The 12823-nt window shown below is 41.9% G+C and carries 9 protein-coding genes; 7 read left to right on the forward strand and 2 right to left on the reverse strand.

All coding sequences use genetic code 11. The features are described from left to right. Positions 1–7: 7 nt before the first annotated feature. Positions 8–388, reverse strand: coding sequence for a response regulator transcription factor (locus CK503_RS05520; protein ID WP_176466219.1), 381 nt, complete (start codon positions 386–388; stop codon positions 8–10). A 266-nt stretch (positions 389–654) separates the two neighbouring features. On the opposite strand from CK503_RS05520, the gene CK503_RS05525 reads away from it, so the two are divergent. Together CK503_RS05525 and CK503_RS05530 are read left to right on the forward strand one after the other, a co-directional pair. After that, on the forward strand, positions 655–3123 hold the full coding sequence (locus CK503_RS05525) for an LTA synthase family protein (protein ID WP_095605799.1): 2469 nt from the start codon (positions 655–657) through the stop codon (positions 3121–3123). Positions 3124–3164: 41 nt separating this feature from the next. Then, the gene (locus tag CK503_RS05530; protein ID WP_176466220.1) at positions 3165–4406 is read left to right on the forward strand and encodes a YaiO family outer membrane beta-barrel protein; all 1242 of its coding nucleotides are present in this window, start codon (positions 3165–3167) and stop codon (positions 4404–4406) included. Between the two features lie 10 nt (positions 4407–4416). Here CK503_RS05530 and CK503_RS05535 read toward each other — a convergent pair whose 3' ends face one another. After that, complete coding sequence (locus CK503_RS05535; protein ID WP_255233336.1) at positions 4417–5334, reverse strand: DMT family transporter; 918 nt, start codon at positions 5332–5334, stop codon at positions 4417–4419. A gap of 184 nt (positions 5335–5518) precedes the next feature. Between CK503_RS05535 and CK503_RS05540 the strand changes: the two genes are divergently transcribed. From CK503_RS05540 to CK503_RS05560, 5 genes are all read left to right on the forward strand, one after another. Beyond that, positions 5519–6211 carry a TetR/AcrR family transcriptional regulator gene (locus tag CK503_RS05540; protein ID WP_095605801.1) on the forward strand — a complete coding sequence of 231 codons (693 nt, stop codon included), beginning with the start codon at positions 5519–5521 and terminating at the stop codon, positions 6209–6211. A 106-nt stretch (positions 6212–6317) separates the two neighbouring features. After that, the gene (locus tag CK503_RS05545; protein ID WP_095605802.1) at positions 6318–7835 is read left to right on the forward strand and encodes a TolC family protein; all 1518 of its coding nucleotides are present in this window, start codon (positions 6318–6320) and stop codon (positions 7833–7835) included. A 15-nt stretch (positions 7836–7850) separates the two neighbouring features. Continuing rightward, positions 7851–8891: an efflux RND transporter periplasmic adaptor subunit gene (locus CK503_RS05550; RefSeq protein ID WP_176466221.1), complete on the forward strand. Its 1041-nt coding sequence runs from the start codon at positions 7851–7853 to the stop codon at positions 8889–8891. Positions 8892–8910: 19 nt separating this feature from the next. Beyond that, positions 8911–12261 carry an efflux RND transporter permease subunit gene (locus CK503_RS05555; protein ID WP_095605804.1) on the forward strand — a complete coding sequence of 1117 codons (3351 nt, stop codon included), beginning with the start codon at positions 8911–8913 and terminating at the stop codon, positions 12259–12261. Between the two features lie 154 nt (positions 12262–12415). Then, on the forward strand, positions 12416–12823 hold the full coding sequence (locus CK503_RS05560; protein ID WP_176466222.1) for a DUF4293 family protein: 408 nt from the start codon (positions 12416–12418) through the stop codon (positions 12821–12823).

The raw sequence follows: 12823 nt of genomic DNA on the forward strand, positions 1-12823 counted from the left end.
ATACGCTCTAAGCGGCTTTTGTCAATAATTTTCGGATGCGTGCTGTAAATTCTTTGGGTTGAAAAGGCTTGGTAATATATTCATCGGCGGTTAGGTCAAAACCGTGCTCAATATCTTCGGAACGTGATTTTGCAGAAACCAAGACCACTTTTGTCTGGTTGAATTTTTGATCTTCACGAACTTTTTTAAGGATTTCAAATCCATCCATGCCGGGAAGCATTAGATCTAAAATAATAAGTTGTGGAATATGCTTTCGGGCATACTCCAGGGCTTCAATTCCATTAGCTTTACTTGTAATCTCATAATCGAACTCTTTAGATACGAGTCTGCTAATTAGTTTTCTGCTGAGATCATCATCATCGACAATAAGAATTTGCTTTTTGGGCATTGTTGATTCACTTCCCCCCATACTTTTATCTGTTGAATTATGTGCAACCCCAGTTAGCTTTAGATAAGAGTCCATGCTTTTCATAACTGCCTCACTATTTTGCCATTAATAATTTTTGTGGCAGTTTAGTATTTATGTCACTGTACAAAATATAGCGATTTTAATTAAAAAATCTTAATGTTTATTAAGGGATTCTTATCTTGGAGTGATCGCAAAGCAGTTAAATTCTATGCTAATTTCACAAAACGCTGTAATACAATACGGTAATGAATAAAAGTACAGCTCTGGATTCTTCTTTTTTACCACAGGCAGTGGTGATTTTTATTGTGCTGATTGGGGTGCTCCTTTTGGGGCGTAGTTATGAAATTGGAGTTGGAATGTGGAAGTTCGGAAGCGAGTTCGCAGACGGTTCATATTTTTGGGCTTTACTGGTTAGAGATTTTCAGTTCAGCGTTATTTTGCTTCCCTTTCTATTGTTTTTCTCAGTTGGGTTGAAAAGAGTACAAAAGTCCAGCACAGCTAATAAAGTGATGGCTCATATTATCGCTTTTATCGGGATAGTGAATATATTGTTAATATCATATTTTGGAGCAACACATATGCCTTTGGGCTCAGAATTCTGGGCCTACTCGCTGACCGAAATGGCAAACACCGTTATTGCAGCCGAGCAGGTGACAGTAGTGGGCATTGGTTTTATTATAGTTGCTTATGTGTTGATGTATGGGGTTGTTAGAACAACACAATCAACGCATATCTTTCAGGAGAATCGGTCTAAAATAGCTTATGGCGGTCTGTTTGGAGTTATAGGTCTTTTTGTGATTTCATTCTTTGCAACGGGCATTGATGCTACTCCGGCCCAGCAGGAAAAACATGCAAACAAGCTGTCATATTTTATTCATCAGAGTGTGGGGACCGTTGATTGGAACGGAACGGATTCTACAGATTATGATCCGGAAGAATACCCATTGCTACAGACGGCAAACTATGAGAAAGATGTACTGGGTCCTTTTTTCGAAGAATTTGAGCGTCCACCCAATATCGTGTTTCTGTTAGTGGAAAGTTTGGGCGGAGAGTTTATTGGTCCGTCCGGGCAATGGACAGGCTTTGCTCCCTATTTGGATTCCCTTTCTAAGCAGGGATTGTATTGGGAGAACGGTCTTAGCCTTTCGGGCCGTACATTTGGGATGATACCGTCACTTTTAGGATCGCTTCCATTTGGCCAACATGGATTTATGGAACTTGGTCCCAACTATCCCAATCACCAATCACTTATCAGTATTCTTGATAAACGAGGTTATCATACTGCTTTTTACAGTGGCTATGATACGTATTTCGACGGGCTCGATTTCTTTTTGGATTATCAGGGGACCGACTATGTTTTAAATAAACAACGCTTGGAAAAACTGCTTCCGGAAGCGAAAAACGAATCGAATTACTGGGGTGTTGATGATAAAACTATGTTCGAATTCTCTGCGGAATTATTGGATACTGCAAATACATTTCCCCGACTGGATATCTACCATACCCTACAAAGCCATTCCCCATTTACCGTTCCGAATGCAGAAAAGTATAAACAGGAGTTTACAAGTCGTCTTGAAAGCTTGGAATTTTCCGAGAAGAAAAAGCAGTCTTATCGACAGTATCAAAAAGAGTTTACAACATTATTATTTGCCGATCAGGCCGTCAGAGATTTTATGGAGTCTTTTAAGAAACAACCACAATTTGAAAACACGATTTTTGTGATTACGGGTGATCACTGGCTTATTCCGGTACCGCAGACAACAGCTATTTCGCGCTATCATGTGCCCATCATAATATATTCGCCTAAACTAAAAGAGCCGGTTCATTTTAAGTCGGTCAATACCCATGCCGAAATTACTCCTTCACTTGTGGCAATGTTGGATCAAAAAACTGATTTGAATATGCCCGATGAGGTACACTGGATTAGTGAGCTAATGGATACGACCAGAACCTTCCAAAGCACACAGTCTGTACCGTTTATGCGTAATAAAAATCGTATTTCAGATTATCTGGATGGGAATTATTACTTATTTGGGGATGAAATTTACTCGGTGAGTGAAAATCTTTCGCTTAGCCGTAGCGACAATTCACGGAAAAATGAGGAGTTGCGTAAAAAGCTGAATAGGTTTAAATCGGTAAATAACTTTGTGGTACAAAATAACCGATTGTATCCCATCCAAAATAAAATTCCAAGTTCATCAGATAGATATGCTTTTTTATCAGAATATGATACGCTATTTGCAAAACTGGATTCGTTGTCGCTAACCATTGATGAACAATTTGAGCGGGCGCGCCAACGGGCTTTTAATGGGGAGTATGAGGTGGCTCGTGCTATTGCAAAGCGTATCCTGTTGCAAGCTCCCGAATACCAGGATGTACGAATTTTGGTTGGTAGAACGAACGCTTGGCAGGGAAACTACGAGCAGGCCGAAAGTTATTTCAGGGAGGTGTTGGACGAAGATGTAACCTACGAAGATGCTTATAATGCCTATACGGATAATGAGTTTTGGCAGGGCGATTACGAGATGGCTTTGCAAGTGATTGACCAGGGGCTTAAACACTATCCCAAAAATAAATCATTTTTAGAACGAAAAATTAAAATCCTTGTCCAGTTAGATAAGCTGAATCAAGCCCAGAAGACGTATGATGAGCTTAAGAAGTTGGATTCTAACTATAAGGAACTGCCGAACTTGAAGAAATATATCGGTGAATAACGTTTTGCCATGTATTAAGGGTTAATAATTGAATGGATGTTATGAGAAAATTAGTAATGATCTGCGTGGGATTCTTATTGATTAACAGTGCTATGGTATTAGCGCAAGGAACGGAGGACCTTTCTGTTGATGAGCTGTATGAAAAAGCTCGTACGGTTGCTTTTGATGACGGCGATTATGATGCGGCGCGTGAGTTTGCATATAAAGCGCTGGATCGAAGTCCCGATTACCATGGTATTCGAATTTTCGTGGCGCGGCTGTATAACTGGGAAAGCAATTATAAAAAAGCTCAAGAGGAGTTGAGCTATGTACTGGGCAAGGATCCCCAGAACCGACGGGCACTGATGGTTTTGGTGGATACCCAGACTTGGTCGGGACAAAAGGATGCAGCTCTAAAAACTGTTAACAAGGGATTGGAGTACTATCCTGACGACACAGAATTTATGTTGAAGAAAGCGTCTGTTCTTTATGGAATGGAAAGCTATGAGGAGGCGGAGCAGGCTTATAAACGTATTCTTGCTGATGGTTCGGGCAATCGAAAGGCGCGGGAAGGATTAGAGGATGTCCAGTTACAGCAAATGAAATATCGAGCAACGATTTCTTATCGTTACGATCGGTTTCAAACTATTTTTGATCCTTGGCATTTTACGCAATTCGGATTAACACGGCAAACTCCCATTGGTTCCATAACCGGTCGGGTTGAGTATGCTCGGCGGTTTGGCTCGGATGGGGTACAGTTTAATGTAGATGCATATCCATCAATAGCAAAAGGATTATATGCGTATGTAAGTGGTGGTTATTCGCAGGCTTCTATTTATCCGGATTACCGATTTGGCTTTTCGCTTTACAAGTCGTTGCCTTCTGCTTTTGAGCTCGAAGCAGGTATGCGATATTTGGATTTTGGGACCTCACAAACTGATATTTATACCGTATCGCTTACAAAATATTTGGGAAGCTATCTTTTTACTGCACGTACATACCTGGTGCCGTCATCGGGAGGAACATCGAAGTCCTTGAATATTGTAACGCGGCGATATTTTGGGACGGCAGAGTCTTATCTAAGTTTAAATGCCGGTTATGGATCAGCCCCGACAGAAATTGGAACTTCATCTGGGACAATAGCAATTGATGCATTAGATTCGTGGTCGGTAAGTGTTGACGGGCAGTATCCACTATCTAAGGTTTGGTTTATTGGCGGAAATATGGGATTTGATTCCTCTGAATACCCGAATTTTACAAGGGAACGCTTTAGTGCAAAAGTGAATATTTCCTATCGTTTTTAAGAAGTATAGCCTATTCCATAGGCGGGACTTTTTCCGGTGATGATGTTCTCCACCGTGCCAGTACAATTCCGGCTATCACCAGTGCTGAACCTATATATTGTAGAAAGGTTAGTTGTTCATTTAGCAGAACGATGCCAAAGAAAAGTCCCATTACGGGCACAAGGTTTTGGTAAGTTGCCGTATGAACAGCTCCAACAGTTTGAAGACCATAGTTCCAGATGAGATATGCCACTCCTATTGATAACAGTCCGCTGTACACCACTCCGCCATAGGCCGCTGCCGAAATTTGTGTCCACTGAAGATGTATAATATTTGGCAAGCCAATCAGAAAAAGAACAATTGCGCCAATGGTGGCCATAATAGCCGAAAATTGAATGGGTGTATATCGTGTAAGGAATGATTTGGATAAAATGGTGTAGCCTCCCCAGACAACAGCGGCTGCGATGATGATCAGGTCCCCAAAGAAGGTGTCAGAACTCAGGGAGAAGGGATCTTGCCCTCCCGACACAATAAATATGATACCACCAAAAGCTGCAATAACTCCAAGTGTTTTAAAGATGTTCATTTGTTCCAGCTTAAAGAAGTGACTTATTAGGGCTACCCAGATGGGAATAGTGCCGAGCATGACAGCAGCATTGGCGGCGTAGGTATAGTCAATACCGATAATAAAAAGTCCCTGGTAAATAATATTGCCCAAGAGTCCCATCCCCAGCAGTGGGAGCCAGTCTTTCTTCGGGATGGTAAACAGTTGTCGACGATAGAATAGTACGGCCCAGATAATGGCTGCGGCAAAAATAAACCTGAGCCCATTAAAACTAAGGGGATCAATTTCAACAAGGGAGTATTTTACAACCGAAAAATTCAGTGCCCAAATTAGGGCCACCAAAAAGAGTGAGGCTTCAACGACTGTTTTCTTGGATATGTTCAAGGATAATTGACCGGATTGAAATTGTAAGCACGAAAGGTAGGGGATTATTCTCAAAATCTCTTATTCCAATTAATGAGATTTATTGCTGGATTGGGAATTATATAATTAAAAAGGTTGTGCCCTGATAATAATATTATTAACTTTGGTCACTTTCTGACTGATAGTCATTTTTAATGAGTTTTGTATGAGCAAAAAAGATCGAAAGGCGCGTGAAAAAGAGCGCCGAAGAAATCAGATAATTGATGCCGCCGAGCGGGTTATTTTTTCAAAAAGCCTGGAGCAGGCTACCATGGATGAGATTGCCGAAGAGGCCGAGCTCAGTAAAGGTACATTATATCTATATTTTGAAAACAAAACGGACCTGTATATTGCCATTACCCAACGTGGTTCTGACTTGTTAAACAGTAAGTTTGCAAAGGTTTTTTCAGGCGCACACGATCACACGGGGCTTGAGCTTATCAGAATGATGGGGGAAACCTATTTAAATTTTGTGGAAGAGCACCCGAACTATTTTACGGCTTTTATGTATTACGAGTCTATAAGTAACGTAGAGGTGCTTGGAGACAGTAAATATGCAAAGCAGTGTGACCAAAATAGGCATGAAGCCCTGAACTTTATGATCCGCGCTCTTCAAATTGGAATGCAAGATGGTTCAGTTGATGATCGATATGAACCTAAAGAATTGGCTACGATTATTTTTGCAAGCACACGTGGGCTTACTGCTATGACCCATGCCAGTGGCCGAGGGCATTATTTTGAACTCTTGGATGAAATGGAAGTGGGTATGAGTACACTTTTTGAAAACTTTTTAAATCTTCTGGTAGAGGGAATGGCATCAAAAAAGGAATTAAAAGATATGGAAAATAGTTCAAAATGACTCTTGTTCATTTTTATTGTAACCTCTTATAATTAATTGCGTAATAAGCCGTCTTGTTACGCACGGTTTTAATCGAAAATCATTACACTTTGCAACTTTAATATTTATGCGTTCAACCAAGTTAATTAAAATTGGATTACTCTTTATGCTGTCGCTGTCGCTGGCCGGTACGGTTTTTGGTCAGCAGCAGGATACATTGCAATCAGCTTTTAAGCAGATTGAGGAAGAGCCGGGAGCTATTTCGCTTGATCAGGCTATACAAATTTCCTTAGCTAATAACACCGAAATAAAGCGGTCGTTGCTTTCGGTTCGTGATGCCGACCAACAGGTACGTACGGCTTGGAGTAACGTTATGCCGGAGATTACTTCATCTGCTAATTATACCCGGAACCTGGAAATACCGGTGAACTTTATTCCCGAAGTTGTATTTGATCCAGCTGGTGATCCTGATAACCTGGTGCCCGTTGCTTTTGGCACTGATAATAACTGGCAGGGTGGGTTTACGGTTTCCCAAACATTATTTAATGGACAGGCATTTGTAGGAGTCAGTACATCAAGTTTGTTTAAAACAGCACAGTCCGAGGGGTTGCGTGCTACTGCTCAGGGTATTGTTACGCAGACCCGGATGGCTTATTACCAAGTGCTTATTGCTAAAGAGCAGGTGAGATTGCAACAGAGTCGGCTGGAACGGATCAAAGAGAACTTAGAAGACACGAAAAAAAGTTATGAACAGGGCTTGGTCGATGAATATGCCGTGATGCAGCTCGAGGTACAGCTCGAAAATATTAAGCCGGAACTGACCAGTGCCGAGTTTTCCCAAAAAGAAGCTGTACGTAATTTATTGGATGCGATGGGGTTACCTGTTAGTTTGAGTTTGAATGTTAAGGGAGATCTCAGCGACTTTGATATTCAAGCGCCCAACACATCCAAGGAAGAAAATAAGGCGCTTAAGAAAGTTGACCGAATGACCCCATTGTCTTTGGAGTCGGATTCCACCTTGCTTGAGCGAGCTTTTGATATGCGTGGTGATTTGCGTGTACTTGATGTGCGACAGCAGCTACAGGAAAAACAGATTAAAGCACAAAAAAGTAAATATCTGCCCAGCATCGTTGCTAACTATAATTTGCAGTGGTCTGCTGCCCAGGCCGGAACCCCGGTGTTTTTTGGATCGGAACGACAGCGAGCTCGATCACAGACATTTATGATCGGGGTGCAGCTCCCCATATTTCAGGGATTTCAGCGTGATGCTGCTATCCAGCAGGCGCAAATTCAAAAGAAGGATTTACAGCTTCAAGAGTATCAGACTAAGCGAAATGCTGAAAGTGAGATCACCTCAGCTGAAGAAAGTATCAAGGAGGTTTTTGAGGTTGAGACAGCCAGAAAGCGTGCTTTGGATTTAGCGCAGGAAGGATATGATCGCGCGCTAAAAAGATATCAGGCGGGGCTGGGATCGCAGCAAGAAGTGACTGATGCCGAATTGCAGCTAAGGGAGGCTGAGGTTGGCTATGCCCAGATGGTATTCAACTATCTGGCTGCTAAAGCCCAGTACGATCAAGCGGTGGGCGAAGTGCCTTTTGTCGAAAAGAATGTAGAACCTATTAAAGAAAAGATTGAACTCGAATAAATGGATATCCGAACAATGAATAAACTATTAGTATTTGTATTTAGCACGCTGATATTAGCATCAGCTTGTAGTGATGGGCCGGCTGTTGAAAATGAGAAAGAGGATAATACAGTTTCGGTTAATGTAGAGAAGGTTATTCCTTCGACATTTAATCATTATTTGAATATACAGGGGAATGTTGAGTCGGATAAGACGATATCAATAACTCCTAAAGCTACAGCAACAGTCGAGGAAATTCCGGTACGAGCCGGGGATTTTGTTGAAAAGGGAGCGGTGTTGGCTAAGCTCGACGGTGAAGTTACGCGCACCCAGATCGAAGAAGTTAAGTCGCAGCTCAAGTTGGCTAAAACACGATATGAGCGCCAGAAAAATTTGCGGAAAGACAACATTGGTTCCGAAATTCAACTTTTAGAAGCTGAAACACAGGTGCGGTCGCTCGAAAATCAATTGGCGACATTGCAGGAGCAGTATGATAATTACACCATTACAGCTACTATCAGCGGTACGGTAAATCGTGTTTATATCAAGGAGGGGGAAAATATTGGTCCTGGTGAGCCGGCGTTTCAAATTGCAAATTCTGAAGCGTTGAAAGTAACTGCTGAAATTTCAGAATTCTATATCAACAGGGTTGAAACGACCGACAGCGTTACAATTACATTGCCCAGCATTGATAAACAAATTGTCAAGCCTATTGATGTGGTAAGCAAGGTCATTGATCCCATGAATCGAACGTTTGGTATCGAAGTGTATATCCCCAATATCGATGGGATGGTATATCCTAATATGGTAGCGAAACTTAAAGTAAATGACTACCAACAAAATAATGTGTTGACGGTGCCTATTAACATTGTACAATCAACGAACGGTGGTGGTTATCTTTATGTGGCAGAAGAGACGGAATCAGGTTGGCTGGCCAAACAGCGGTCGGTTGTTACCGGAAAGAGTTATCAGGACAAAATAATTATTGAAGAAGGTTTAGAGCCCGGAGATCAGATTATAACCGTGGGCTACAACAATATTAATGACGGCGATCCTATTTCTATTCAAGAAAATTAAAGTAAAGCTAAATTAAATAATGAGTTTTAAAGAATTTAAACCTTCAAGTATTGCAATAGATAACCGTACCACGGTTTATCTGGTTACGGTTTTATTTACGATAGTTGGTATTTTTTCTTATCTGATGCTTCCCAAGGAGCAGTTCCCGGAAGTAGAAATCCCCATTTTTAATGTGGTTACCATCCAGGCGGGATCTTCACCTGCAGATGTCGAAAACCTGATTACGCGTCCGCTTGAGCAGGAATTGAGAAGTATTGACGGCATTGATGAAATTAGCAGTGTTTCCAAACAGGCTGCTTCTATTATCACCATTGAGTTTGAGACCACAAAAGATAAACTGGTGGCTCAGCAAGAGGTGAATGATGCCGTTGAGAAAGCCCGAGGTGATCTTCCCTCCAACTTGACGGAAGAGCCGGATGTTACGGACATTAATTTGGCGGATCAGCCTATATTGAATATCAACCTTTCGGGTAATTATGATATCGTCCAGTTGAAGCGTTACGCCGATCAGATTCAAGATGAGGTCGAAAGTCTATCAGGAATTAATGAGGCAGAAATTGTGGGAGCTTTGGAGCCGGAGATTGAAATCAACATGGATCTGCCCAAAATGTTAGCAGCCGGTGTCACTTTTGAGCACGTGCGTCAGGCAGTGGCAGCTACGAACGTGACGATATCTGCCGGTGGAATCGATATGGGACGGATGGAGCGTTCGGTTCGGGTTGATGGTGAAGTGACCAGTGCCGAAGAACTGAAAAACCTGTTGATTACTAATAATTCCGGACGACAGGTCTATTTAAAAGATGTTGCTGAAATTCGAAATGGCTTTGCTGACCGGGAAAGCTATGCCCGGCTCAATGGAGAGGATGTGATTACCCTCAATGTTAAAAAGCGGAGTGGAGCTAATCTGATTGAGATGTCGGAGTTGACAGTCGAAACGGTGGATGAGCTTCAGGAGGCACAATTGCCGGATGGTCTGAATATTACGTATACCGGCGATCGTTCCCAAGATACCAGAGACAGTGTTTCTAACCTTTTTAATACCGTTATTCTTGGTTTCTTCTTTGTAGTACTTGTGCTCATGTTCATCATGGGGGTACAGAATGCTATTTTTGTGGGATTAGCGATTCCCTTATCCTCGCTTATTGCGTTTGCCGTAATGCCAATGATGGAGGATTACAGCATCAATATGGTGGTGCTTTTTGCCCTTATTCTGGGGCTTGGTATCGTAGTTGATAACGCCATCGTAATTGTTGAAAATATTTACAGGTACATAACGACTAATAATTACAGCAAGATAGAAGCGGCCAAACGAGCCGCCGGAGAAATTGCTCTTCCGGTTATTACAGGAACGCTTACCACTATTGCCCCTTTTATACCGCTACTGTTCTGGACAGGAATAATGGGCCGGTTTATGGTTTATTTGCCTATTACTATAATCCTGACATTAACAGCATCGTTGGCAGTGGCACTGTTTATGAATCCCGTTTTTGCGGTTTCATTTATGGAAAGCGATGACGGAGAGGCAAGTAGCAATGAAGGCCATGAAAGTAACAAGGGGTTATGGATTGCAGGAGGTGTATTTGTTGCACTTTCCGCAATTTTCCATCTGATTGGCATTCCCTTTGTTGCCAATTTATTATTGTTCCTCTATGTGTTGTATTTGATAGAACGCTTTGTGTTGAAACCGATGATTGCCAAATTCAATCAGTCAACCTTGCCCAGAATACAAAAAGGGTACAAGCAATCTATAGCGTGGATACTGGAAGGACGTCGTCCGTGGTATACCCTTGGTTTTACCATTATATTCTTGGTAGGAAGTATAGCACTGCTGATAATACGATCTCCCAAAGTGGTATTTTTTGCAGAAAGTGAACCGAATTCGGTATATATTTATAACGAGCTACCCGTGGGTACTGATCTGGAGGTAACGAATGATGTTACGCAAAAATTGGAACGTCGTGTATATGATGTCTTGGGTAAAGATAATCCCGTAGTAAAATCAATAATCACCAATGTGGCTGTGGGTGCTGCTCCACCGAATGAGATTGATCAGACCCCCAGTCCCAATAGAAGCCGTATTGCTATTTCGTTTGTTGATTACCAGTATCGTAATGGCGTTTCCACGCAGGCTTTAATGGATGAAATACGTGATAATGTAAAAGGGATACCCGGCACGCAGGTAACGGTTGAGCAGGAGCAACAGGGTCCCCCTTCAGGCAAACCGATAAATATTGAAGTGACCGGAGATGAATTTGATAAGCTTATAGATATCTCCAATAGATTGACCAGCTTTATTCAATCACAGGATATTGAAGGTATTGAACAGCTCCGTTCGGATCTCCAAAATAATAATCCTGAGATCATAGTCGATATTGATGAGATAAAAGCCAATAGCTATGGACTTAGTAATGCCCAGTTAGGTATGGAGCTAAATACAGCCCTGCTGGGACAGCCCATCTCAACGTATCGTGATCAGGATGAGGAGTACGATATTCGGCTACGATTGCAAGAAGAATATCGATCAAATATTACAGACCTGATGAATCTTAAAATTCCGACACCGGCTGGAGGAATGATCCCGATATCAGCGGTAGCTGATGCCGAATATGTGTCAAATGTGGGATCAATAAATCGACTGGATTTAAACAGGGTTGTTACGGTCTCGTCAAACGTGCTGGAAGGCTATAATGCCAACGAGATTAACAATCAAATTCGAGAGGCCTTAACAGATTTCGACGTGCCGGAGGGATATAGCATTTCGCTGACGGGTGAGCAGGAAGATCAGGCTGAGGCAGCGAACTTCTTGTCCATCGCTCTATTTGCAGCCATCGCGCTGATATTCCTGGTATTGGTGGCACAGTTTAACTCTATTGCCAAGCCGATCATCATTATGTCGCAGGTTGCATTTAGTTTGATTGGTGTTTTTATCGGATTTGTAACCTTTGGGCTGGATATCTCGGTAGTAATGACGGGAATGGGCATTATTGCTGTAGCAGGTATTGTAGTGAAAAACGGTATCATCCTGATCGATTATACTGATATCTTACGGAACGAAGGGAAAAGTTTACGCGAAGCCGTTATTGAAGGAGGAAAAGTTCGATTGAATCCTGTTATTCTGACGGCTGCTTCCACCATTTTAGGATTGATACCATTGGCCATAGGACTCAATATTGACTTCTACGGGATGTTCGCCAGTTTAGATCCCAATATCTATTTCGGTGGTGATAACGCGGACTTCTGGGGTTCATTGGCTTGGACAATTATATTTGGACTTGGTTTTGCTACCTTCTTGACTTTATTTCTGGTGCCTTCTATGTACTATATTGGAGTTCAGACTAAGCGTAAAGTCAAAGCAATGCTACCTGAGTAAAATATTTTAGTTATAACATCCCTGACTGGCCCGGAAGCAATTCCGGGCTTTTTTATTGTATTCAATTTGATACACTTTGGGGATGACCTGCTCTGTAAAAAATTGTATCTTTGCCAATCGTAATTAATAGTAATAAAAGTTATTCTTCATACTCGTGATTCAACGGATCCAGTCGGTTTTTCTATTTTTAGCCTTCCTTTTGAATGGCAGTGTTTTCTTTAACGCGCTTTACAGTCATGCAATGAACGATCCACAGGCTTGGATCGGTCTTGGCTATGCGATCATTTTAACCATCGCTTCACTTGGATCGCTGGGGACTATTTTTCTGTATCAAAATCGCGAAAATCACCGGAAGTGGGTAAGTGTATTGCTACTTGTTCAAATAATTACTATTGGTTTTTCAGTAGGTATCTATATTTCGTTGGGAGGCTTCGGTACGTTTTTATGGGATGAAACCATTGGCTTAGGATTATTAATACTGGCGCTGGGTGCTCAACTATATGCCCGCAAAAAAATTAAAGACGATATCGAGTTGGTCAAGTCGATGGACCGTATCCGGTAG

Source organism: Fodinibius salipaludis (assembly GCF_002287075.1).
Taxonomy (GTDB): domain Bacteria; phylum Bacteroidota; class Rhodothermia; order Balneolales; family Balneolaceae; genus Fodinibius; species Fodinibius salipaludis.